The organism is Agrobacterium sp. rho-8.1 (genome assembly GCF_033957725.1).
Classification (GTDB): Bacteria; Pseudomonadota; Alphaproteobacteria; order Rhizobiales; family Rhizobiaceae; genus Agrobacterium.
In genome coordinates this window covers 2,508,869-2,532,729 of sequence record NZ_CP192788.1, presented here as the reverse complement: position 1 = coordinate 2,532,729, position 23,861 = coordinate 2,508,869, and the positions used below count along the sequence as shown (strand labels likewise).

Sequence of the window (23,861 nt, the reverse complement as noted above, 5' to 3'; positions counted from 1 at the left end):
ATCGCAGCGCAGGTAGGTGCTTGACTTTTGCCTCCCATAAGTGAGTATTTGCCCTAGAGCAAAGCGAATGCTCAATAACTTCTTCTGGGAGGAAGATCATGACTTTGAAGACACTTCTGCTGGGCGCGTGCTCGGCTCTCGCCTTTTCGGGCCTCGCTTCCGCAGAAACGCTGACAATCGCCACCGTCAATAACGGCGATATGATCCGCATGCAGGGACTGACATCCGAATTCACTGCTAAAAATCCTGATATCCAGGTCGAGTGGGTCACGCTGGAAGAAAACGTCCTGCGCGAACGCGTCACGACCGATATCGCCACCAATGGCGGCCAGTACGACATCATGACCATCGGCAACTACGAAGTTCCGATCTGGGCCAAGCAGGGCTGGCTTTTGCCGCTCGAAAAGCTCGGCGACAACTATGATGTCGCTGACATGCTGCCATCCATCAAGGGTGGCCTGACTGTCGATTCCAAGCTGTACGCTGCACCGTTCTATGGCGAATCCGCCATGATCATGTATCGCAAGGATCTGTTTGAAAAAGCAGGCCTGAAGATGCCGGAAAACCCGACCTGGGAATTCATCGGCGATGCAGCCCGCAAGATCACCGACCGCAAGGCCGACGTGAACGGCATGTGCCTTCGTGGCAAGGCTGGCTGGGGTGAGAACATGGCCTTCATCACAGCCCTCACCAACTCGTTCGGTGGTCGCTGGTTCGATGAAAACTGGAAGCCGCAGTTCGATCAGCCGGAATGGAAGAACGCCCTTCAGTTCTACGTTGACCTGATGAAGGATGCCGGTCCTGCCGGTGCCTCCTCCAACGGCTTCAACGAAAACCTGACGCTGTTCCAGCAGGGCAAATGCGGCATGTGGATCGACGCCACTGTGGCTGCCTCCTTCGTGTCCAACCCGAAAGATAGCAAGGTTGCCGATCAGGTCGGCTATGCGCTGTTCCCGACGCATGGTGAGATGAAGAACCACGGCAACTGGCTCTGGTCCTGGAACCTTGCCATTCCGAAGAGCTCGCAGAAGGCGGAAGCCGCGGAGAAGTTCATTGCCTGGGCAACCAGCAAGGAATACACGCAGCTCGTCGCGTCCAAGGATGGCTGGGCCAACGTTCCCCCAGGCACCCGCACATCGCTCTACAAGAATGCGGACTACGAAAAGGCCGCAGGCTTTGCAGCGCCGACGCTCGCTGCCATGAACGCTGCCGACATCACCAAGCCAACCGTCAAGCCGGTGCCTTACACAGGCGGCCAGTTCGTAGCGATCCCCGAGTTTCAGTCTCTGGGCACCACGGTCGGTCAGCTGTTCTCGGCGGTTGTCGCCGGTCAGTCCAGCGTTGACGATGCTCTCGCCAGCGCCCAGTCCACGGCCACGCGCGAAATGACGCGCTCGGGATATATCAAGTAATCCTCCCGAAGATCGCCGTCCGGTCTGAATGACCGGGCGGCGCTTTTGCCAGACAAGCGTTTTCAAAAAAGAAGTATTGTTACCCGATCAGAACAAGAAAATGCCAAGCGTTTCCGCGCATTTAAAGGCGCGGTTCGGAATTGGGAGGGAGCCGTATGGCGACGCAAAACACCAAAAATCTGGCACGGCTGATGATGGCGCCGTCGGTCATCCTGCTTCTAGTCTGGATGATTGTGCCACTGTCGATGACGCTGTGGTATTCGTTCCAGAACTACAATCTTCTGAACCCGGCCAATGTCAGTTTTGGCGGTCTGTTCAATTACCAGTATTTCTACACCGATCCGGCCTTCTTCCAGTCCATCTGGAACACGCTCGTCATCGTCGGCGGCGTGCTGATGATCACGGTTATCGGCGGCATCGGTATTGCGTTGTTGCTGGATCAGCCGATTTTCGGCCAGGGCATCGTGCGCATTCTCGTCATCTCGCCGTTTTTCGTCATGCCGCCGGTCGCAGCTCTCGTGTGGAAGAACATGATCATGCATCCCGGTTACGGGGTGTTGGCGGACCTCAGCCGCTTCTTCGGGTTTCAGCCGATCGACTGGTTCTCGCAGTTTCCGCTTCTGTCCATCGTCATCATCGTGGCGTGGCAGTGGTTGCCGTTCGCAACGCTCATTCTGCTCACAGCTCTTCAGTCGCTGGATGGCGAGCAGAAGGAAGCGGCAGAAATGGACGGCGCAAGCTTCTTCAGCCGCTTCATCTATCTGACGCTGCCGCATCTGGCCCGCGCCATCACGGTCGTCATTCTCATTCAGACGATCTTTCTGCTCGGCGTCTACGCGGAAATCCTCGTCACCACCAATGGTGGCCCGGGCTACGCCTCGACCAATCTCGCCTTCCTCATCTACCGCACGGCGCTGCTGGGCTATGATGTGGGGGGAGCATCCGCCGGTGGCATCATCGCCGTCATCCTTGCAAACGTCGTCGCCATCTTCCTGATGCGCGCCGTCGGCAAGAACCTCGATCGATAGGAGACAGGATCATGGCTCGCAAAGTCTCGACACGCTCCCGCATCGGCTTCACCATCGCTGCCTGGGTCATCGCGCTCCTGCTGTTCTTCCCGATCCTTTATGCCTTCCTCACGTCGCTGAAGACGGAGCCGGAAGCCATTGCGGGGTTCAGCCTCTGGCCCTCGGGCACGTTTGAAAACTATATCACCGTCAACACGCAACGGGATTACTTCAAGCCGTTCATGAACTCGGTGATCCTGTCGGTCGGCTCGACGATCTTCGCGCTCATCATCGCCATTCCGGCGGCCTGGGCCATGGCGTTCTCGCCGACCAAGCGGACCAAGGATATTCTGATGTGGATGCTGTCCACGAAGATGATGCCTGCGGTGGCCGTTCTGGTGCCGATCTACCTGATCTTCCGCAATGCCGGTCTGCTCGATACCCGCATCGGCCTCACCATCATGCTCACCTTCATCAATCTGCCGATCGTTGTGTGGATGCTCTACACATATTTTCGGGAAATTCCGGGTGAAATCCTCGAAGCGTCCCGCATGGACGGCGCGTCCTTGTGGAATGAGATCGTCTACGTGCTGACACCGATGGCGATCCCCGGCATTGCATCCACTCTGCTTCTCAACATCATTCTGGCGTGGAACGAATCCTTCTGGACCATCCGTCTCACGACAACCAATGCAGCACCGCTGACGGCCTTCATCGCTTCCTTCTCCAGCCCGCAAGGTCTGTTCTGGGCGAAGCTGTCTGCGGCGTCGATGATGGCGATTGCGCCGATCCTCGTGCTTGGCTGGTTCAGCCAGAAACAACTCGTTCGCGGCCTGACCTTCGGCGCAGTGAAATAAGGATAAGAAAATGGGCAGCATTTCCCTTAAAAACGTATCCAAGGTCTTCGGTGAAGCCAAGGTCATTCCGTCCATCAATCTTGATATCGAGAATGGCGAGTTCGTGGTCTTCGTCGGTCCGTCCGGTTGCGGCAAGTCCACACTCTTGCGCCTCATCGCAGGCCTTGAAGACGTCACCGGCGGCCAAATCATCATCGATGGCAAGGACGCGACCGAAAAGGCACCCGCCGAACGGGGCCTTGCCATGGTGTTCCAGTCCTATGCGCTTTATCCGCATATGAGCGTGCGCAACAATATCGGCTTTCCCCTGAAAATGGCGAAGCTCGACAAGGCCGTGATCGACAAGAAGGTCAACGACGCTGCAGGCGTGCTGAACCTCACCGATTATCTCGACCGTCGCCCCTCGCAACTGTCGGGCGGCCAGCGCCAGCGTGTCGCCATCGGTCGCGCCATCGTGCGTGAACCCTCGGCGTTTCTCTTCGATGAGCCCCTGTCGAACCTCGACGCCTCCTTGCGTGGCACGATGCGGCTGGAAATCTCCGAGCTGCACAACACGCTGAAAACGACGATGATCTACGTGACGCACGATCAGGTGGAAGCCATGACGATGGCCGACAAGATCGTCGTGCTCAATCGTGGCAATATCGAACAGGTCGGCTCGCCGATGGAGCTTTACAAGACACCCCGCAACCTCTTCGTCGCCGGTTTCATCGGCTCGCCCCGCATGAATTTCGTCAAGGGAGCCTACGCGCAGGCCAAAAGTGCAGACACGGTCGGCGTTCGCCCGGAACATCTGCTGCTGTCCAAGGATAGTGGTCTGTGGCAGGGCAAGGTTACGGTTGCCGAACATCTGGGCTCCGACACGTTCATTCACATCAATGTGGATGAGATCGGCATGATCACCGCCCGTGCCGGCGGCGAGTTCGCCTGCCAGCATGGCGATACCGTCTTCATCACACCGGATGACACCAAAATCCACAAGTTCGATAGCAAGGGTCTGGCCATCTGATTGGCAGACCGCACCGCCAAATGGCTGGCCCTCTTTACGGCCAGCATGGCTGCTGCTCCATGACAGGAATTTCGAGGATCGTCCCATGACATTCAAACTCTCGCTTGCAACGCTCGATCAGGCCAAGGCAACGGCGGCTGTTCCGTCCTACTCTCGTGCTGACCTCTCTGCCGGTATCGTGCATTTCGGCGTCGGCAATTTTCACCGCGCCCATCAGGCGATCTATCTGGACGATCTGTTCAACACCGGTGCCGACCATGATTGGGCGATCATTGGTGCGGGTGTTCTTCCATCAGACTCCGTCATGCGCGAAAAGCTCGCCGCCCAGGATTTCCTCACCACCGTTGTGGAGCAGGATAACAACCGCACCGGCGCGCGCGTCACCGGCCCGATGATCGACATCCTCAAGATCGGCGATGTGGCAGCCACCATCGAGACGCTGGCCGATCCGAAAATTCGCATCGTCTCGCTGACGATTACAGAAGGTGGCTATTTCATCGACGCCTCCGGCGCGTTCAATCCGCAGCATCCGGCCATTGCCGAAGACGGCAAAAATCCTGCTGCTCCCAAGACCGTGTTCGGCCTCATCGTCGCCGGTCTGAAGGCCCGCAAGGACAAGGGTATCCAGCCTTTCACCGTCATGTCCTGCGATAACATTCCGCACAATGGCAAGGTCACGAAGAACGCCGTCGTCGGTCTCGCGGCACTCTCCGATCCGGCTTTCGCCAACTGGATCAGCGACACGGTCTCCTTCCCCAATTCCATGGTGGACCGGATTACACCTGCGACCGGTGATCGCGAGCGCGACATTGTCCGCGATGATTTCGGCATCGACGACAACTGGCCGGTCTTCTGCGAAGAGTTCAAGCAGTGGGTGATGGAAGACAACTTCCCCGCTGGCCGTCCAGCGCTGGAGACGGTCGGCGTGCAGTTCGTTCCCGAAGTCGCACCCTATGAGCATATGAAAATCCGCATTCTGAATGGCGGCCATGCGGCGATTGCCTATCCGGCAGCCCTTCTCGACATTCACTTCGTGCATGAGGCGATGGAGCATCCGCTGATCCGCGCGTTTCTGGCGAAGCTTGAGAAGGAGGAGATCATCCCGATCATTCCGCCGGTGCCGGACACCAACCTCAACGACTATTTTGACCTGATCGAGCGGCGGTTCCTCAATCCCAAGATCGGTGACACGATCCCGCGTCTGGCGCAGGATGGTTCCAACCGTCAGCCGAAATTCATCCTGCCATCCACGGCAGATCGGCTTGAGAAGGGCGACGATATCGTCGGTCTTTCGCTGGTGTCTGCGCTGTGGTGCCGTTACTTCCATGGCACGACCGACAGCGGCAAGCAGATCGTCTTCAACGATGGCAGTGCCGAGCGCCTGCAGGCCGCCGCCATCAAGGCGAAGGACGATCCGATGGCGTTTCTCGCCCTTGACGATATTTTCGGCGAGGTCGCCAAATCCGAACTGTTCCAGAAACGCTTCGCCCATGCCTTGAAGACGTTGTGGGAGAAGGGTACGGCTGAAACGCTTGAACTTTATCTGCAAAACAAACTCGTCAGCTGACGAAAAGAGATGTGCCATGCAAACCGGGAACGCGCCTTTGCTGATCTTTGATTGCGACGGCGTTCTCGTGGATAGCGAGCCGGTTTCCATCGCTGTCCTCATCGACATGGTCGCCCATCAGGGCGTCCAGATCACAGAAGAGGAAGCCTATCAGCGCTTCCTCGGCCGCAGCGTTGCCAGCATGACGGCGACGCTTTGGGACGAATACGGCGTCGAGACCGACATCGACTTTCTCGAACATATGCGCGCCGAACTCTTCCAGCGCTTTCGTGATGAGCTGAAGGCCATCGATGGCATGGCCGAGACGCTGGATCGCCTGTCGGTTCCGCGCTGCGTCGCCTCCTCCAGCCAGCCGGAACGTATTCGCTATTCGCTGGGCCTGACCGGTCTTCTCGACAAATTCGAGCCGCATATCTTCAGCGCCACGATGGTCAAGAACGGTAAGCCCGCGCCCGATCTCTTCCTGCATGCTGCCAACGAGATGCAGATGGAGCCAAGCGACTGCATCGTCATCGAAGACAGTCCTGCCGGAATAGCTGCGGCGAAAGCGGCGGGAATGCGCGTCTTTGCGTTCACAGGCGGTTCACACGCCCGTTTCCCCGCATTTCGGGCGCATATTGCCAGTCTGGAACCCGATCTGGTGTTTGACGCCATGCCGGATTTGGTCCAACTTGTGGCTGACGAAACTGCGCGGATTTAACGCTGCCGGTGCTGTCCGCAGCTACGTGGTCTGGTCGCGATTGAGGGATGGGAATTTAGCCTGATGCGTCAATATCTTGTTGCTGTCGATGTCGGCACGGGCAGCGCTCGCGCTGGCGTTTTCGATGCCAAGGGCAGGCTGATTGCACGCGCAACCCATCCCATCATCATGCAAAGGCCGAGAGAAAACCACGCCGAGCATGATTCAGCCGATATCTGGAACGCCGTCTGTATCGCCGTGCGCCAGACCATCATGGATGCCGGCATTGCTGCGTCCTGCGTCGCGGCTATCGGTTTCGATGCCACCTGTTCGCTCGTCGTGCGCGGGCCACAGGGTGAACAGGTCACGGTGTCCACGTCTGGCGAAGACCGCTTCGATACCATTGTCTGGCTGGACCATAGGGGTATCGCCGAGGCTGATTTCCTGACCGCATCCGGCCATTCCGTGCTGGACTTTGCAGGCGGCTCGATGTCTCCGGAGATGGAGATGCCCAAGCTGATGTGGCTGAAAAAACATCTGCCGGAAAGCTGGGCGAAGGCCGGGTATTTTTTCGATCTGGCAGACTTTCTGACCTGGAAGGCGAGCGGCAGTGCGAAGCGCTCCAACTGTACCTTGACGGCCAAGTGGAATTTTCTGGCGCATGAGAGGCAGGGTTGGGCCCGTGATTATCTTGACCTTGCCGGTATCGGAGATCTGCTGGAACGCGGCAACCTACCGACAGAAACAGTCGCGCCCGGCCAGAGCGTCGGTAAGCTGTCAGCGCAGGCTGCTGAAGAGCTTGGCCTGGATACGGGCTGCGAAGTCGCCGCGGGCATGATCGATGCCTATGCGGGCGCGCTGGGTGCTCTCGGCGGCAGCCTGCAATCGGATGTCGGCAGCAATGTCGCGCTGATTGCCGGAACCTCCAGCTGCCTTGTGACGCTCACACCGAAGCGTATGCCCGGACACAGTCTCTGGGGGCCGTATTGGGAAGCGGTCTTGCCCGGCCACTGGCTGGTCGAGGGCGGGCAATCGGCGACCGGCGCGCTTTTGGACCACGTCGTGCGCATGCATGCCGCGGGTGGCGAGCCCACCTCGGCACTCCATGCCCGCATCGTTGAAAGGGTGCTGGATTTGCGTCGCATTGAAGGGGAGGGCTTTGCCGATCACTTGCACGTCCTGCCGGACTTCCACGGCAACCGTTCGCCGTTGGCAGATCCGCATGCGCGGGGCGTCATTAGCGGGCTGACGCTCGATACGTCCTTCGATAGCCTGTGCCGCCTCTACTGGCGAACAGCGGTTTCCATTGCGCTTGGCGCGCGGCATGTGCTGGATGCGATGGAAGGGTTCGGCTATGCGGTGGAAACGCTGCATGTCACCGGCGGCCATGTGCATAATCCGCTTCTGATGGAGCTCTACGCCGATGTGACGGGCAAGCGCATCGTCGTTCCCGCTACGGCAGATGCGGTGCTGCTCGGTACAGCCATGAATGCGGCGTCTGCGGGTGGCGTCCACAAGGGATTGGCGGCTGCCGGCGCGGCCATGTATTCCGGCGGGGAGGAGAGGCGGGGAAGCGGGCAGGCCACAGAGTGTTATGAGCGCGACTATCGTCGTTTTCTGGCCATGTACCGCCACCGCGAAGAACTGGAACGGATCTGACTGCCATTCGATGTTTCGTCACCCCGCACGGAATGCGGGGTGAGATTGTCGTTTGGGCTTTTTAGCCGTGCAAAACGCGCTGCATGTCACCGATACGACGGTAGCGGTCCTTGCGGCCCGTTTCTGTCTTCTGCGGCATGGAATGCAGCATGAATTCGGTGATTGCCACCAATTGCAGCATGCTATGTCCACCGTTCTGGCTGAGCGGGATAGTCAGGCAGATGTCGGCGCTGTCAGGGCCCCACTCGTAAAAGCGGGTGGTGATCAGCACGGTCTTGTAACCGGCCTTCGTTGCCATTTTCGCCAGACGCTGCAATCCGGCCAGATCGCCACCGCAATCCATCAGAATCAGCAGCGTACCGTCGGTAGGCTCGTCCATCAGGGCGATATAGGTAGCGCCATCACGTTGCAGGTAGTGAACATGCTCGCGACATTCCAACAGCTTGGTGTAGAAATACCGGCAAATTCCAAAGCTTTCCGCAGAGGAGGCGATGAACACCTGTCTGCTTTCGGCGATGTTGCTCAGTGCCGTCTTCCAGACCGGCTGCCCTGCCAAATCATAAACGGCCTGCACGGCCTGGATCTGTTGCAGCATGAGCGAAGACAACGGCGTTTGCGCCACGTCCTGCTTGGTTGCTGGTACCGGTTCCGCCACGCGTGGCTCTTCGCGCAGATGCTCGCGAATGTCACTCAGTTGACGGTAGCCGAGCGAGCGCAGAAACCGCCCGACAGTCATCGGACTGAGGTTGAGTTTTTCAGCCAGCGTAGCCGCTGTTTCAAACGGCAATTCTGCCAGGTGTTCGATGAGATACTTCGCAATCCGTCGTTCCGACGGCGTTCCGGTTTTCAGCGAACGGGTGAGATCAATCAGCAATTTTTCCAACGACGCCTCGTTTTTCTTGTCTTTAGCGGACGATGGTGATCTAGCGAGTTATCTCGCCGCCAATCGTGTCGACTAGGTTGTAAAAAAAGGCCTATCGTTACCCCACTGATCCCCACTTCCGTAAGAATATACGATTTTTTGCCTGTTTGTTTTTATAGTTTAGTAGTTGCTTTTCTTCAAGCGTAAAATAGTGGGTTGTGTTTTTTTCTTGTATTTAACGGGAAGCGTTTCTTGTGAAGGGTCGTAAAACGCCCTATTTGCCACGCACTGGCGGATGGTTATCCATCAACAAGAAATCCGCCTAAATGGAGGCAAAACAATGATTTTTAGCGCTGCGAGATATGCTTTCGGCAACCTTTTCGCCTCCGAAACCCGCTCCGTGCTCTGGAAGTCGCTCGGGCTGACGATTTTGGTGCTTGTGGGCCTCTGGTTTGCCATTCGGGGCGTGTTTATCTGGCTTGCAGTGCCGTGGATTGATTCGCTCGTGCCCAGCATGCCGGAATGGGCGGGCTGGATGAGCTTCATCTTTGCCATCCTCGCGGGCATCGGATTGGCACTGGTGCTGGCCCTTTTGATCTCTCCGGTCACGGCCATCATTGCCAGCCTGTTCCTGGACGATGTCGCCGAGGTCATCGAAAAGAAGGACTATCCGAACGACCCCCTGGGTACGGCCATGCCTCTGAGCGAGGCCATACCCTCATCACTCAAATTCTTTGGCGTCGTCGCCCTCGGCAACGGCATCGCGCTGATGCTTCTTCTCGTTCCCGGCATCAACCTCATCGCGTTTTTTCTGGTCAACGGCTATCTGTTGGGCCGGGAATTCTTCGAATTTGCCGCCATGCGGTTCCGCACGCCCGCCGACGCGCGCGCTTTCCGCGCCAAGCACGGAACAACGGTGTTCATGGCTGGTCTGGTGATCGCGGCTTTTCTCGCCATCCCCTTCCTCAACCTCCTGACACCGCTGTTTGCTGCATCTTTCATGGTCCATCTGCACAAATCGATCAGTCGGCGTGATCCGTCATTCGCCCCGAAACAGCTGCGGTAATTCCACCAGCGGTGCCGGAATCTCCCAGGTCTTTTCCGGGGATTTGCAGATATCGGCGATCACGCAGCGCTCGCATTCGGGCTTGCGCGCCTTGCAACAGTAACGCCCATGCAGGATCAACCAATGATGCGCGTGGAAGAGATACTCGTCTGGAATGATCTTTACGAGCCGCTCTTCCACCTCGTCGGGGGTCTTGCCCGGTGCCATGCGGAGCCGGTTGGCGATGCGGAACACATGAGTATCGACCGCCAATGTCGGCACGCCGAAGGCCATGGACATCACCACATTGGCAGTCTTGCGGCCCACGCCCGGCAGCATCACCAGCTCTTCACGAGTGCGCGGAACCTCACCGCCGAAAGTGTCGATCAGCATCTGGGATAGCGCAATGACGTTCTTGGCCTTGTTGCGGTAAAGGCCGATAGTCTTGATGTGGCCGATCAGGCGTTCTTCACCCAGCTCCAGCATCTTTTCCGGTGTGTCGGCCACCGCAAACAGGCCGCGCGTCGCCCGGTTCACGCCCACATCGGTTGCCTGCGCCGACAGGGCCACGGCCACCACGAGCGTAAACGGGTTGGAGTGTTCCAGTTCGCCCCTCGGCTCCGGCCGCTGGATGGAGAAACGACGGAACATCTCTTTGATCTCGTCTTGGGAGTAAGCCGTCTTGACGCGTGGCGGCTTGCGACGTGCGGTCGCATTTGACTTTTTCAACGTTTGGGCGCTGGATCGTTTCTTGGCAATTGTCATGGTCTAACTATAATCTGATGCCAGCTTTGGTGAAGCACTGGACGAGGACGACACGGTGGACAGCGTTAACGAGCAGCCGGTTTTCGCAGCGGAACTTGTTCCCTATCGCTCCCTCGGACGCAAGGGGTTTCGGGTTCTGCTGGCGCTCGCCGGTGCCGTCTGCCTTCTCTATGGCGTGTTCTTCATGGTCACCGGCGCCTGGCCTATCGGCCTTTTTCTTGGGGTCGATTTTCTGCTGCTCTACGTCGCTTTCCGCGTGAATTACCGGGCAGCGAAAGCCCGTGAAGAGGTGATCGTATCGCGCACCAGCCTTTCCATCCGAAAATTCTCACCAACAGGCCGCATGGTCGAGCATCGTTTTAACCCGTTCTGGGCGCGCTTTTTCGTCAAACGTCACAATGAGATCGGCATTCTCTCGATGCATGTTTCGGGCGAGGGACGAATGACGGATATCGGCTCCTTCCTCAACCCGGATGACCGCGAAAGCTTCGCGAAGGCCTTTCGTGGGGCTTTGGCCACTGTTCGGCTTCGAATTTAGGTGAGAGCGCAAGAAACGGGTGGAGATAGGGTGCGCATCGTGGTTGTCTCGACTTTGCAAGGAGACACGCCATGAATGCCAGCATCACCTTAAAGGAAGACGTCACCCCGGTCGGCTCAGATTACGAAACCGTTCGGCAGGTCATCGAAGTCCTGACGGTGGACTACCGCGATCAGCCGTCGCTTGAAACCATTGCCGCCAGGCTTTCGCAGTCACCCACGCAATTGCAGAAAACCTTTACCCGCTGGGCCGGTCTGTCGCCGAAAGCCTTTCTTCAGGCCGTCACGCTTGATCACGCCAAGCGTCTGCTGCGCGATGAAAGCCTGCCGCTTCTGGAAGCTTCCATCGAAGTCGGCATGTCTGGGCCGGGCCGTCTGCACGATCTCTTCGTGACGCATGAAGCCATGTCGCCTGGGGAGTGGAAAGCCAAGGGTTCGGGCCTCTCCATCCGCTACGGCTTCCACCCGTCGCCCTTCGGTCTGGCCTTGATCATGATCACCGACCGTGGCCTTGCGGGCTGTGCCTTTGCCGATGTGGGCGAAGAGACGGCCTGCTTCGAGGATATGGCACGCCGCTGGCCCAACGCTCACTACAGCGAAGACACTGCGGCAACTGCACCCTATGCTTGCAGAATTTTCGACGCCGATAAATGGAAGAGCGAACAACCCTTGCGCGTGGTCCTCCTCGGCACGGATTTCCAGGTCCGCGTCTGGCAAAGCCTCCTGAAAATCCCGCTCGGAAAGGCGGTAACCTATTCCGACGTCGCCCACGACATCGGCCAGCCGACAGCGTCGCGCGCAGTGGGTGCCGCCATCGGTGCTAACCCCATCTCCTTTGTCGTGCCCTGCCACCGCGCCGTCGGCAAAAGCGGTGCGCTCACCGGCTACCACTGGGGACTGACCCGCAAACGGGCGATGCTGGGCTGGGAAACGGGCAAGGTTTGATCCAGTTGTGGCACATGTGATATAAGATGTGAAACTCACATCTGCCGTGTGAAACCATGGAAAGCACATGAAAAGCACCATCCAACTTTCCGACGATATAGACCGCCGTCTCGATCTGATTGCGGCTAAGAGCAGTTTGACACGAAGCCAGATCATTGAGGAATCTCTTGGCCAAGGTCGATCGATCGCTTGGCAGGAGCAGTGGATCACTGGCGTGAAAGAGGGTTTGGACGACGCTGCAAAAGGCAATTTCGCCAGCGAGGAGGATATTGCCGAGGTTTTGAACCGTTACGATCAGGCTTGATCGGTCGTTCGCATAGTTTGGACAAGGCGATATCTGAGAGAACTCGCGACCATCGGCGACTATAGTGCCGAACAGAACCCTCGGGCGGCGGCCCGCATCGTCCGCCTGATTCACAAGACGACCAGAGATATTCTCTCATCCAACCCGTTCATCGGACGGAGAGGGGACATTGATGGGACGCGAGAACTCGTCATATCCGGCACGGCCTACATTGTTGCCTATGTCGTTTCGGGCGATGAAATCCAGGTTTTGTTCGTGCAACACGGCGCCCGCGAATGGCCCACTGCTCTTTCTGACTGATATTGGTTACGGGGCCGCTTCCCCCAACTCCAGCAACGCCCTCGCCGCCGCTTCATCGGTAATCAGCGTGTTGCAGCCGATGCGTTTGATGGTGGCGCGGATGGCGGTGGCGCGGTGGGCGCCGCCGGAGGCGAGGACTATGTGTTTGGCCTTCTTCAGCGTGTCGAGGCCTATGGCCATGGCGCGCTGGTTGATGGGGTGGTCGACCGAGCGCCCCTCCGCATCGATGAAATTGAACATGGTGTCGCAGACGCAGCCTGCCGCCACCAGCTCATCATGTGTTTCTCTGGAGATGAAGCCTTCCGACAGCGATGTGGAATGGGGGCCAATATCGCCGCAGCTGACGATGGCGAGGTCGAGATTTTCGGCAAGCTCGAACAGCGTGTTCAGCCCACATTTTTCGATCAGGGAACGGCGCGTTTCTTCTGAGTCCACCAGAAGCGGTGCGAGGAACATATAGCATTCCGCGCCCAGCGCGCTGGCCAGCCGCCATGTGTAATCCAGCGGGTTGGTCTGGTGCACGGCGACGATGCCGCCCAGCAACGACACCACCTTGCAGTTTTCCCGGCGCGGTGGGCGAAAGCTGGAAAGCGAGGCCGTCATGGTGCGGCCCCAGCCCACGCCGATCGTCGCATTGTCGGGAACCGCCTCCGACAGAAATTGACCCAGCGCCAGTCCGACAGCCTTGGCGATATCTTCCGCCTTCGATGATGCAGAGGGAATGATGATCGCTTCGTCCAGACCGTAGGCGGCTTCCAGCTTGATGGCGAGTTCGACGTAGTCATCGATGCCCTCGTTGATCCAGATCTGTACCTCGGATCGCTTCATCGCCTCGTCCAGAAGGCGGATGACGGTGGAGCGACTGATACCCAGCTTTTCCGCAACGTCCTTCTGCGTCATGCCCTGGTTATAATAGAGCCACGCCGCCCGCAGCCGCAGCGATGCCGCTTCGGAATAGGCTGTATGGGTGTCTCTTCGCAGTTTCGCCACTGTTTTCGCCATGCTTGGAGGGAGCGTCCACTATGGCAGGCGTGAAACTTATGTCAATTGCATTGCGCAAATGTCTTGACTTTGGGTTTGGCGCTGCGCGATACTTAACAATGAGAAAACAGCTTGGTTCCGACATCGCGCGCAAGCAGGCGAGGGCAGGAACGAAACCCGGCTGAAACGGTTTTCCAAAGATGACGAGGATCAATCAGCATGACATCCAAACTTGACCAACTTCGCAAAATCACGACGGTTGTCGCCGATACCGGCGATATAGAGGCCGTTGCCCGCCTGAAGCCGGTGGATTGCACCACCAATCCGTCGATCATTTTGAAGGCGCTCGGCACACCGATGTTTGCCGATACGGTAACGGAAGCCGTTTCCTGGGGAAAGAAACAGGGCGGCGATTCCGATGCCGTGGTTGGCGCGATTGCGGACCGGCTGGCGATTTCGGTCGGCGCAAAGCTTGTCGAGCTCGTACCCGGCCGCGTTTCGACCGAAGTCGATGCCGATCTCTCCTTCGATACCAAGGCGTCCATCGCCAAGGCGCATCAGATCATTGCCGGTTACAAGGACCGTGGCATCGAGCGAGACCGCATCCTGATCAAGCTGGCCTCCACATGGGAAGGCATCAAGGCTGCCGAAGTGCTTCAGGCCGAAGGCATCGATTGCAATCTGACGCTGCTGTTCTCGCAGGCTCAGGCCATTGCCTGTGCGGAAGCCAAAGCCTTCCTCATTTCGCCTTTCGTCGGTCGCATTCTCGACTGGTACAAGAAGTCCACGGGCGAAGACTACACGGCTGAAACAGATCCTGGCGTCGTATCCGTTCGCAAGATCTACAATTATTACAAGGCCAACGGCATTTCCACCGTCGTCATGGGCGCGTCCTTCCGCAATGTCGGCGAGATCGAAGCGCTGGCGGGTTGTGACCGTCTGACCATCAGCCCGGCGCTCCTGGAAGAGCTGGAAAAGGACACCGGCACGCTGGAGCGCAAGCTCTCCGCTGACGATGCCAAGGCCGAGCCCTTGCAGAGCCTTGACGAGAAGGCCTTCCGCTGGCACCTCAACGAAGATGCCATGGCAACGGAAAAGCTGTCGGAAGGTATCCGCCAGTTTGCCAAGGATCTCGAATCCCTGCGGGGCATCATCCGCAAGCAACTGGCAGCTTAAGCTTCCAGAATAATTCTGGAACCATAGCGATAGTCGCTCGTTATTAAAGTATAATACCTCCAGTCAAGAAAGCGCGATCGGTCCCCTGCCGGTCGCGTTTTTTATTGTCCGGCTGCCACTTGGGAAATCGTCCGGCCTGCTTGCCGAATAAGATCGACGCAGTCATCAACGTTTGGTACATCGCTGTTTAAGGGCGTGATGTAAGGGCAGGTGATGGCGGCCAACGCGGTGCCATCAAGCGTCAGCACGGGGGCGGATATGTTTCTGATACCCGCGGTCTGCAAACTGTTCATGCTCTCGACGCCGTTCGCCCGGATCTGTTCCAGACGCTCGATCAGGCCTTCGGGCACGGATGTTTCGTCGCCGCCGCGAAGTTGCTCGCCAATCATGATCTCCCGTTGCGCTTTTGTCTGGAAGGCCAGCAGAATATGGCCGGAGCCGGTGTTGAACAGGCTCATCTGCGCCCCGACGCGGATCGACAGGGCCCAATAGGTCGAGCTATCCTGTTGGGCAATGACAGCCGCGACACCGCGATCATAGACGGCCAGATGGCAAGCCTGTCCCGCCTTGTTGGAAAAGTCTCGCATCACGGGTGCCGCAAAAGAGACCAGCCTTCGCAAGGGGGCATGGAAATGCGCCAGACCGAAGAGTTTCAAGGTCAGGAAAAACCGGTCGCCATCCTGCCGCTCCACATAGCCCCGGCGGACGAGCCTGTCGAGCATGCGGTAGAACTCATTGGGACTTTTGCCGATGGCCTTGGCGATTTCCGCCTGCGTCAGACCGCCATCTGTCTGCGCCAGAAGCTCGATGATATCGAGGCCCTTGTCCAAGGCAGGCGCGCGGTATTTTTCACTGTCGTCCTCGATCATCCAACCTCTGCGGTTTCAGGTCGATGGCACACCGCGCCATCTCCTGGTCTGGTTCCCTTGACGTCATATGAATACGCTGTTTACTTATGAATTGTCGATCCATTTCGATTTTCAGGTGCGCCTTGGCGCCAAGAGGAGCAAGCGCATGGCGCAGGATTTCACCGGTCAGACAGTGGTTATCACCGCGGCAGGCCAGGGTATTGGCCGCGCCACGGCGGAACGGTTCATCGAACTTGGCGCGCGCGTCATTGCGACTGATATCAACGAGGCGGCACTCGCCACGCTGCCTGCGGCCGAAACGCGCGTCTTGAACGTGTTGGATGGCGATGCGGTGAGAGCGCTGGCGGCGGATATCGGTCGCGCCGACGTGCTGTTCAATTGCGCCGGTTTCGTTCACGCCGGCACCATTCTCGATTGCGAAGAAAAGGACTGGGATTTTTCCTTCGATCTCAACGCCAAGGCCATGTACCGCACCTGCCGCGCATTCCTTCCCACCATGCTGGAATACGGCAAGGGTGCCATCGTCAATATGTCGTCGGTTGCATCCAGCGTGAAGGGCGTGCCGAACCGGTTTGCCTACACGGCCTCGAAAGCCGCCGTGATCGGCCTGACCAAATCCATCGCGTCGGACTTCGTGACCAAAGGCATTCGCTGTAACGCCATCTGCCCCGGCACAGTGGACAGCCCCTCTTTGCATGACCGTCTACGCGCCACCGGCAATTACGAGCAGGCACTCGCTGATTTCATCGCTCGCCAACCCATGGGCCGCATCGCGACGCCGCAGGAGATTGCAGCACTGGTGACGTATCTGGCATCCGATGAGGCCGGATTTACCACGGGACAGATCCACGTGATCGACGGTGGGTGGACAGCCTGATGTCGAGACGCTAGCCGCGCCGCGGGAGAGGACTCAGCTTTTCACAACAAAAAAACGGCGGGCCTTTCGACCCGCCGTTTTTCGTCATACCCGGCACGATCAGAGGATCGCCTGACCAGCCATCAGTGCAAGCACCAGGAAGATCAGGAACACGACCACGGCGATGAAGAAAAGAATACGGGCGATGCCCGCTGTCGCCGCCGAAATTCCCGTAAAGCCGAAAACACCGGCAATCAGCGAAACTACGAAGAATATAAGAGCCCATTTCAACATGGTCGTACCTCTTTGCGTCAATTGATGCGGTCGAGCGCCTACGCTTCAACCTGCAGATATGACGCGAATCCCGGGTAGGAAGTTCCGAACATTCTGAAATAATCTTTTCAATTGCCCACAATTGTCTTTCAAACAGTGCTTTCCGCCCTGTTCACGGCCCGCGCCTTCCAGGTCGTTCGCACAAAGGCGAGGATGAAGAAACCGCTCATGATCAGAACGATGGTCGGTGCCGGTGCGCTGTCGATCAGGAAACTGGCCCAGATGCCAATGATCGAAGAGGTGACAGATACGGCGATGGCCGCGATCATCATGCTGGAAAACCGTCGTGTGAGCAGGAAGGCGATGGCACCGGGGGCCACCAGCATGGCGACGGAGAGAATGATGCCGATGGCCTGCAACGCGCCCACCACCGTTAGCGACAGCACCGCAAGCAAGCCATAATGCAGCAGGCGAACCGGCAGGCCGATGGCCTTGGCATGTTGGGCGTCAAAGGCGTGAACCAGCAGGTCCTTGCGCAGCAGCACCAGAAACAACGTCGCGGCCAAGGCAATCAATCCGGTTTCGACAATGTCGCTCACGGCAATGCCCAGCATGTCTCCGAACAGGATATGGTCCAGATGCACATCGCTCTGCACCTTGACGTAAAGAACCAAACCGAGCCCGAACATGCCGGAAAACACGATGCCAAGCACGGTGTCTTCCTTGATGCGACTGTTTTCCTTCAGAAAGCCGGTGCCCAGCGCGCAGATCATGCCCGCAACGAATGCGCCGATAGAGAAGGGAATCCCGACGATATAGGCGATCACCACACCGGGTAGCACGGCATGAGAAACGGCATCGCCCATCAGCGACCAGCCTTTCAGCACTAGGATACACGACAACATGGCCATCGGCACGGCAATCATCAGCGTGATGATGAAGGCGTATTGCATGAAAGGCAGTTGGAACGGCAGGATCGCCAGTTGCAGGTTTTCGCTCATGGCGCGGCCTTCAGAGCAGCCTTGGCCTTGGCACGTGAGGCGAGGTAGCCATGTTTGGGTGCAAACACGAAAGCCGTCAGGAAGATCGCGGTCTGCAGGACGACGATGATGCCGCCGGTGGCACCATCAAGGAAATAGCTGAGATAGGCGCCGAGGAAGCTGGTACCTGCTCCGATGCCGAAGCTCATCCCGATCAGGCGCTCGAACCGGTCCGTCAACAGATAGGCAGTGGCACCCGGCGTCACCACCATGGCAACCACTAGAAACGCGCCAACCGTCTGCAAGGCTGCTACCGTGGAAGCCGCCAGCAAGGTGAAGAAGATGATTTTCAGAAGATCGGGGTTAAGGCCCACGGTGCGGGCATGGTTTTCATCGAAAAACACCACCATGAAGTCGCGCCACTTCAACGATAGAACCAGAAGGCTGATGCCGCCGATCAGCGCCAGTTGAAGCGTGTCTTGCGGGGTGATCGCCAGGATATTGCCCAGTACGATGGTCTGGATATTGATCGATGTGGGCGACAGCGACACCATGAACAAGCCAAGCCCGAAGAAGGAGGTGAAGATCAGGCCGATGATCGCATCTTCCTTCAAGCGCGTCTTCTGGTTCAAAAACAGCATCGAGCCTGCCGCCAGCCCGCCGGAAATGAAGGCACCGAGAGAAAAGGGCAGGCCCAGCATATAGGCACCGGCCACACCCGGAACGATGGCGTGGGACAGGGCATCGCCGATCAGCGACCAGCCCTTCAGCATCAGATAGGACGACAGAAAGCCGCAAACGCCGCCTACCAGCGCGCTGACCCATATGGCGTTCAGCATGTAGGAATAGGTGAAGGGTTCGATCAGAGTATCAATCATGGCTCTTGGCTTTCGTGGTCGTCGTTGCCGAACCATCCTTGCTGTAGATCACGAAGGGCCGCTCGTCGTCTGTGATGACCTTGAGGTGGCGCGGATCGGCATCGTCATGCAGATCCGTGCCGCCGAGAATGAAGTGCCGCAGACTGCCACCGAAGGCCTTTTGCAGGTTCTCTTCGGTAAAGGTGTCTTCCGTCTTGCCCGACGCGATCACGGTTCCCTTCACGAAAACCGCGCGGTCGCAAAAATCAGGAACACTGCCAAGATTGTGGGTGGAGACCAGCATGATGCGGCCTTCGTCGCGCAGCGCTTTCAAAAGCGTGACGATCTGTTCTTCGGTGTTCACATCCACGCCGGTAAAGGGCTCATCCAGCAGAATGACCTGACCTTCCTGCGCCAGCGCCCGCGCCAGAAACACGCGCTTCTTCTGTCCGCCGGAGAGTTCGCCGATCTGGCGCTTGCGGTAATCGACCATATTGACGCGGGCGAGCGCCTCATCGACCATCTGATGGTCGCGCTTGGAGGGAATGCGCAGAAAATTCATGTGGCCGTAACGGCCCATCATCACCACGTCTTCCACCAGAACCGGAAAGCTCCAGTCCACCTCTTCCGCCTGCGGCACATAGGCGACGAGGTTCTTTTTCAGCGCATCGCGGGCAGGTACATCGAAGATCGAAACGGAGCCGGCCGCCAGCGGAACGAAGCCCATGATGGCCTTGAAAATGGTGGATTTTCCCGCGCCATTGACGCCGACAAGGGCGGTGATGGTGCCACGCGGAATAGAAAAGCTGGCGCTGCGCAGCGCAGTGTGGCCGTTGCGGTAGGTCACTGTCACATCATCGACAGCAAGTCCCGTTTCCATGGTCTTTCGCTTTCCCATCATCATTTGGAAAGGCCTTTCACAATCGTCTCGGTGGTCACGCGCAAGAGGTCGAGATAGGTCGGCACGGGACCATCGGCTTCGCTGAGCGAATCCACGTAGAGCACGCCGCCATAGGCAGCACCGGTTTCCTTGGCCACCTGCTTGGCCGGGTCGGGGGAGATGGTGCTTTCGCTGAAAATGACCTTGATCTTATGTTGGCGCATGGCATCGATCACACCGCGCACCTGCTGGGGCGTTCCCTGGCTGTCGGCATTGACGGGCCACAGGAACAGTTCCTTCATGCCGAAATCGCGGGCGAGGTAGGAAAAAGCGCCTTCGCTCGTCACCAGCCAGCGCTTGTCCTCCGGCAATGCGGCGATAGCATCGCGGATCGGCTGTATTTCGCGGCTGATCTTGTCGGAATAGGCCTTGGCATTGGCGGCATAGACGTCTGCATGATCAGGGTCGATCTGTGTCAAAGCCTTGCGGATGTTTTCGACGTATATCAACGCATTGTCGGGCGACATCCAGGCATGCGGGTTGGGCTTACCCTGATAGGCGCCGCCGCTGATCGACATCGGCGTCACGCCTTCGCTCACCGTCACATTGGGAACGTCGGCCAGATTCGCCAGAAACTTCTGGAACCACAGTTCCAGATTGAGCCCGTTCCACAAAACGAGATTGGCGTTGCGAGCTTTCAGAATATCGCGCGGTGTCGGCTGGTAATTGTGGATTTCCGCGCCGGGCTTGGTGATGCTGTCCACATCGGCTGCGTCACCCGCGACATTGCGCGCCATGTCGGCGATGATGGTGAAGGTGGTCACGACCTTGGGCTTCTCCTGCGCCGCCGCTGCAATTGGCAGCAAAAGCACCGCAGCACAGAGCACATATCGAAGCGATGACAATATCATAGGCCTATCGAACTCCTGATGCGATTAATTCGCAATATCAATCTGGCCACCAAAATTGGGTTTGTCAACGCTATTGCAAATCATTCGCAATAATTGATTTGTCACAGTGATGGTCACTTTTTTGACGGAGTCCAAAAATGGGTCAGTTTGATGCTCGGATTCGCTGTCGAATTAAGCCTTCTTCAACGAGAACACGTCAGAATTGATGCATGTATGGTGATAGGCGCAAGCCGCCGTGCCTCTATCGTTTTAGCAGTGACACTGCTTGTGCATTCTGCGGACGATCAGCTTTAACGGGGTAATGCATGTCGGGACGCTCGACGTGAAGGCAGTGTTCAAGAGAATACGGTTTTCTCGCAAGTTCGTATTGTTGAGCGGCATTGTCCTCCTTTTCGGGGGCGCGTCCGGCCTTGCCGCCGTTTTCGTCGGTAAAGACGCCCTGTTCGGTCCCTCCAATGCCTCGGTCAACGGTCTCGACTGCGAGATGGTGCAAACCGTCAACATCAAAAAAGCCGGTAGCCTGTGGGTTCGCAAGTTCATTCGCACCGATGGTGGCGATGGCACGGAGCGGGTCAAAACCGCCTTGCGTGTGGCCAAGGCCGTTTATGACAAGCAGAAGCCCGACCTCGTGCAGGTCTCCATCCTGGATCAGAATGGCCCGACCATGCGCTCGGATATGCGCGGGCGTGCCATCGCCGCGCAGGTTGTCTACATACCCGATGTCACCAAGCTGCCAGCCGATGCCGACGCCAAACCCTATTCCGCCTTCTATTACGATGGCCCCCCAAGCGGGGAGGGGGTATTCTATGGTTTGCGGATTGATCTACCTTTGGAAGATACACAGCATCTTGCTGCCGATCTCAAAGACTTTACCGATTGCATCGACCCCAATGCCCAGGCCGCTGCGGCCGATGGGCACGGCGCCGCACCGAAGGACCACGAAGCACCGGCGGAGGGTGAAGGGCACGGCGAGGCTGCACCCGCCGAGGGCCATGATGCGCCAGCACCGGAATCGGTGCATGAAGGCGCGCCAGTCGCTGCCGACGATCCCGCTCTTTTGACCTCCACGCCGGAGCCTGAAAGCGTCAGCATGTTCAGTCTTGCCTATCTGAAATCATTGATTTTCGGCAAAGGCCAGACGGAAGCCGTCGCAGCCGAGCCCGCCCACGGAGCAACGCCGGTCACCGAAGATCCCGCCGCGCATGGCGAGGCCGCACCTGCGGAAGAACCCGCGAAATCCGGCAATTGAGAACTGTCGTTTGGAGGGTGCAAACCTCTCCATCCGTCATCCTCGCCCTTGTGGCGAGGATCCAATCACGTCGCAACATATGAGACGTTGCAGATCCTCGGGACAAACCCGAGGATGACGGTGGAGTCTGTTTTGGCGCTCTGTTTTCAGCCTTCAGCGAATACAGGTGTCTCCGGCTTTCCGGTCCACTTAAGGAGACTCAATCCGCCTTCTGGCGACGGGCCGGAAACAGGATGACGTCGCGGATCGATGGCGCGTTGGTCAGCAGCATGACCAGACGGTCCACGCCGATGCCGAGGCCACCGGCTGGCGGCATGCCCTGGTCGATGGCGTCGAGGAACTCGTCGTCCAGCTGCTTGTCTTTTTCGCCGCGGGCATGCGCCTGTTCCAGCTGCTCCACCATGCGGCGGCGCTGTTCTTCCGGGTCGTTCAATTCGGAAAAGGCGTTGCCCACTTCCCAGGCGTTGCAATAGCTCTCGAAACGCTCGACCAAACGCGGCTCGCCCGGCACTTCCTTGGCAAAGGGCGAGATGTCCTTGGGGAAATGCGTGACGTGGCTTGGCTGGATCAGCGTCGCCTCGACCTTTTCTTCAAAGATGAAGGCCAGGCATTCGCCCCAGGTCCAGTCCTTCTCGACCTCGAAACCGGCAGCCTTGGCAGCAGCGCGGGCTTCTTCGTCGGTCTTGATCGCAAGGAAGTCGATGCCCGTTGCTTCCTTCACCGCATCCGGCATCGGCACACGCTTGAACGGACCCTTGAAGGAAATGGTCTTACCCTGGAAGTCCAGTTCGGTCGTGCCGTGAATGGCCAGCGCCAGCGTCTCGAACATACGCTCGACCAGACCCATGATGTCTTCGTAGTCGGCATAGGCCCAGTAGCATTCCAGCATGGTGAATTCCGGATTGTGCCGGGTGGAAACACCTTCGTTGCGGAAGTTGCGGTTGATTTCGAATACCTTGTCGGACAGGCCAGACACCAGCGTGCGCTTCAAAAACAGTTCCGGCGCAATGCGCAGATACATGTCCATCTTTAGCGTGTTGTGGAAGGTCTTGAACGGATCGGCCGTCGCGCCGCCATAGACGGTCTGCAACATCGGCGTCTCGACTTCGAGGAAGGCTTCGTCTTCCATGAAGCGGCGAATGCCGGAAATGATCTTCGAGCGCTGCTGGAAGCGCAGCTTCGATTCTTCGTTGGACAGAATGTCCAGATGGCGCTTGCGATAACGAATTTCGATATCGGAAATGCCGCTCCATTTCTCTGGCATTGGCAGCAGAGACTTGGTCAACATGGTGATCTCTTCGGCATTGATCGTCAGCTCGCCACGCTTGGTGCGGCGCACCTTGCCGGTCACGCCGATGATATCGCCGATATCGATCATCGGCAGAAGGTCGCGTGCCGCTTCCGGCGTGGTATCCTTGTGCGAGAAGATCTGCACCTTGCCGGAGGCGTCATGGATATCCATGAACATGCCGGAATTGCGCGAGGAATAAACGCGGCCAGCCACCGTCACCGTGTCGCCGGTCTCGACGTCAGGCTCGATGTCCGCATATTTTTCCGCAAGTTCGGCGTTCGTCAGCGTGCGGTGAAAATGGGCGGGATACACATCGCCGATCTTCTCACGCAGCATCCCCAGCTTCTGGCGGCGCACTTCGGTCACGTCGGAGGAGAGGACGGTTGTTTCGGTTGTCTTGTCGGTCATCGTCGGGGCCTTTTTCGGGCTGTGTTCGTTGCGGTTACCCCCCTCTGTCCTGCCGGACATCTCCCCCTCAAGGGGGGAGATCGGATGGAGCGCACTCATCGCTTTCCCGTTATCGTCCCATGACTGGCATGGAACGTGCGTTGGAGCGCGAGGCAGCGCCTCTTGCGAATCTCCCCACCTGA

Annotated in this window: 25 protein-coding genes; 15 read left to right on the top strand and 10 right to left on the bottom strand. The window is 58.1% G+C overall.

Annotated features, from left to right (window positions below):
- The first annotated feature begins 98 nt into the window (after nt 1-98).
- From RMR21_RS12530 to RMR21_RS12500, 7 genes are all read left to right on the top strand, one after another.
- Nucleotides 99-1,412 (top strand): ABC transporter substrate-binding protein, encoded by a 1,314-nt coding sequence (locus tag RMR21_RS12530; protein ID WP_174154017.1) that lies wholly within the window; start codon nt 99-101, stop codon nt 1,410-1,412.
- A gap of 155 nt (nt 1,413-1,567) precedes the next feature.
- A complete protein-coding gene (locus RMR21_RS12525; protein WP_498668321.1) occupies nt 1,568-2,440 on the top strand; it encodes a carbohydrate ABC transporter permease in 873 nt (290 codons plus the stop codon).
- A gap of 11 nt (nt 2,441-2,451) precedes the next feature.
- Nucleotides 2,452-3,276: a carbohydrate ABC transporter permease gene (locus tag RMR21_RS12520; RefSeq protein ID WP_174154015.1), complete on the top strand. Its 825-nt coding sequence runs from the start codon at nt 2,452-2,454 to the stop codon at nt 3,274-3,276.
- Between the two features lie 10 nt (nt 3,277-3,286).
- Nucleotides 3,287-4,285 (top strand): ABC transporter ATP-binding protein, encoded by a 999-nt coding sequence (locus tag RMR21_RS12515; protein ID WP_498668320.1) that lies wholly within the window; start codon nt 3,287-3,289, stop codon nt 4,283-4,285.
- A gap of 85 nt (nt 4,286-4,370) precedes the next feature.
- Nucleotides 4,371-5,852, top strand: coding sequence for a mannitol dehydrogenase family protein (locus tag RMR21_RS12510; protein WP_498668319.1), 1,482 nt, complete (start codon nt 4,371-4,373; stop codon nt 5,850-5,852).
- Nucleotides 5,853-5,868: 16 nt separating this feature from the next.
- Complete coding sequence (locus RMR21_RS12505) at nt 5,869-6,552, top strand: HAD family hydrolase (protein WP_498668318.1); 684 nt, start codon at nt 5,869-5,871, stop codon at nt 6,550-6,552.
- Nucleotides 6,553-6,615: 63 nt separating this feature from the next.
- A complete protein-coding gene (locus RMR21_RS12500) occupies nt 6,616-8,190 on the top strand; it encodes an FGGY-family carbohydrate kinase (RefSeq protein ID WP_498668317.1) in 1,575 nt (524 codons plus the stop codon).
- A gap of 61 nt (nt 8,191-8,251) precedes the next feature.
- On the opposite strand, the gene RMR21_RS12495 is transcribed toward RMR21_RS12500, so the two are convergent.
- Entirely contained in the window at nt 8,252-9,073 is an 822-nt protein-coding gene (locus tag RMR21_RS12495; RefSeq protein WP_498668316.1) for a MurR/RpiR family transcriptional regulator, read from the bottom strand.
- Between the two features lie 319 nt (nt 9,074-9,392).
- Between RMR21_RS12495 and RMR21_RS12490 the strand changes: the two genes are divergently transcribed.
- The gene (locus tag RMR21_RS12490) at nt 9,393-10,118 is read left to right on the top strand and encodes a sulfate transporter family protein (protein ID WP_498668315.1); all 726 of its coding nucleotides are present in this window, start codon (nt 9,393-9,395) and stop codon (nt 10,116-10,118) included.
- On the opposite strand, the gene nth is transcribed toward RMR21_RS12490, so the two are convergent.
- Nucleotides 10,092-10,862, bottom strand: a complete 771-nt coding sequence (nth, locus tag RMR21_RS12485; RefSeq protein WP_498668314.1) for an endonuclease III — start codon at nt 10,860-10,862, stop codon at nt 10,092-10,094. The two genes, RMR21_RS12490 and nth, sit on opposite strands and share 27 nt — an antisense overlap.
- Nucleotides 10,863-10,917: 55 nt before the next feature.
- Here nth and RMR21_RS12480 point away from each other — a divergent pair, with 55 nt between their 5' ends.
- The 4 genes from RMR21_RS12480 (at nt 10,918) to RMR21_RS12465 (ending at nt 12,948) form a co-directional block, all read left to right on the top strand.
- On the top strand, nt 10,918-11,400 hold the full coding sequence (locus RMR21_RS12480; protein WP_498668313.1) for a DUF2244 domain-containing protein: 483 nt from the start codon (nt 10,918-10,920) through the stop codon (nt 11,398-11,400).
- Nucleotides 11,401-11,471: 71 nt separating this feature from the next.
- On the top strand, nt 11,472-12,344 hold the full coding sequence (locus tag RMR21_RS12475) for a methylated-DNA--[protein]-cysteine S-methyltransferase (RefSeq protein ID WP_498668312.1): 873 nt from the start codon (nt 11,472-11,474) through the stop codon (nt 12,342-12,344).
- Nucleotides 12,345-12,411: 67 nt separating this feature from the next.
- The gene (locus RMR21_RS12470) at nt 12,412-12,648 is read left to right on the top strand and encodes a CopG family ribbon-helix-helix protein (protein ID WP_498668311.1); all 237 of its coding nucleotides are present in this window, start codon (nt 12,412-12,414) and stop codon (nt 12,646-12,648) included.
- A 12-nt stretch (nt 12,649-12,660) separates the two neighbouring features.
- The gene (locus RMR21_RS12465; RefSeq protein ID WP_498670160.1) at nt 12,661-12,948 is read left to right on the top strand and encodes a type II toxin-antitoxin system RelE/ParE family toxin; all 288 of its coding nucleotides are present in this window, start codon (nt 12,661-12,663) and stop codon (nt 12,946-12,948) included.
- A 6-nt stretch (nt 12,949-12,954) separates the two neighbouring features.
- Here RMR21_RS12465 and RMR21_RS12460 read toward each other — a convergent pair whose 3' ends face one another.
- Nucleotides 12,955-13,950, bottom strand: coding sequence for a sugar-binding transcriptional regulator (locus RMR21_RS12460; protein ID WP_498668310.1), 996 nt, complete (start codon nt 13,948-13,950; stop codon nt 12,955-12,957).
- A gap of 198 nt (nt 13,951-14,148) precedes the next feature.
- Between RMR21_RS12460 and tal the strand changes: the two genes are divergently transcribed.
- Nucleotides 14,149-15,105 (top strand): transaldolase, encoded by a 957-nt coding sequence (gene tal, locus RMR21_RS12455; RefSeq protein WP_498668309.1) that lies wholly within the window; start codon nt 14,149-14,151, stop codon nt 15,103-15,105.
- A gap of 101 nt (nt 15,106-15,206) precedes the next feature.
- On the opposite strand, the gene RMR21_RS12450 is transcribed toward tal, so the two are convergent.
- Nucleotides 15,207-15,974, bottom strand: coding sequence for an IclR family transcriptional regulator (locus RMR21_RS12450; protein ID WP_498668308.1), 768 nt, complete (start codon nt 15,972-15,974; stop codon nt 15,207-15,209).
- Between the two features lie 145 nt (nt 15,975-16,119).
- Between RMR21_RS12450 and RMR21_RS12445 the strand changes: the two genes are divergently transcribed.
- A complete protein-coding gene (locus RMR21_RS12445) occupies nt 16,120-16,851 on the top strand; it encodes an SDR family oxidoreductase (protein WP_498670159.1) in 732 nt (243 codons plus the stop codon).
- A 99-nt stretch (nt 16,852-16,950) separates the two neighbouring features.
- On the opposite strand, the gene RMR21_RS12440 is transcribed toward RMR21_RS12445, so the two are convergent.
- From RMR21_RS12440 to RMR21_RS12420, 5 genes are all read right to left on the bottom strand, one after another.
- Nucleotides 16,951-17,124, bottom strand: a complete 174-nt coding sequence (locus tag RMR21_RS12440; protein ID WP_174154000.1) for a DUF1328 domain-containing protein — start codon at nt 17,122-17,124, stop codon at nt 16,951-16,953.
- A gap of 128 nt (nt 17,125-17,252) precedes the next feature.
- Entirely contained in the window at nt 17,253-18,104 is an 852-nt protein-coding gene (locus RMR21_RS12435; protein WP_498668307.1) for a metal ABC transporter permease, read from the bottom strand.
- On the bottom strand, nt 18,101-18,961 hold the full coding sequence (locus RMR21_RS12430) for a metal ABC transporter permease (protein ID WP_498668306.1): 861 nt from the start codon (nt 18,959-18,961) through the stop codon (nt 18,101-18,103). Before RMR21_RS12430 ends, RMR21_RS12435 begins: the two co-directional genes overlap by 4 nt.
- A complete protein-coding gene (locus RMR21_RS12425; protein WP_498668305.1) occupies nt 18,954-19,820 on the bottom strand; it encodes a manganese/iron ABC transporter ATP-binding protein in 867 nt (288 codons plus the stop codon). Before RMR21_RS12425 ends, RMR21_RS12430 begins: the two co-directional genes overlap by 8 nt.
- Before the next feature lie 20 nt (nt 19,821-19,840).
- Nucleotides 19,841-20,731 (bottom strand): metal ABC transporter substrate-binding protein, encoded by an 891-nt coding sequence (locus tag RMR21_RS12420; RefSeq protein WP_498668304.1) that lies wholly within the window; start codon nt 20,729-20,731, stop codon nt 19,841-19,843.
- A 343-nt stretch (nt 20,732-21,074) separates the two neighbouring features.
- On the opposite strand from RMR21_RS12420, the gene RMR21_RS12415 reads away from it, so the two are divergent.
- Nucleotides 21,075-21,980: a hypothetical protein gene (locus RMR21_RS12415; protein ID WP_498670158.1), complete on the top strand. Its 906-nt coding sequence runs from the start codon at nt 21,075-21,077 to the stop codon at nt 21,978-21,980.
- Between the two features lie 199 nt (nt 21,981-22,179).
- Here the strand turns inward: RMR21_RS12415 and lysS are convergent, their stop codons facing one another.
- The gene (lysS, locus tag RMR21_RS12410; RefSeq protein ID WP_498670157.1) at nt 22,180-23,679 is read right to left on the bottom strand and encodes a lysine--tRNA ligase; all 1,500 of its coding nucleotides are present in this window, start codon (nt 23,677-23,679) and stop codon (nt 22,180-22,182) included.
- Nucleotides 23,680-23,861: the final 182 nt, after the last annotated feature.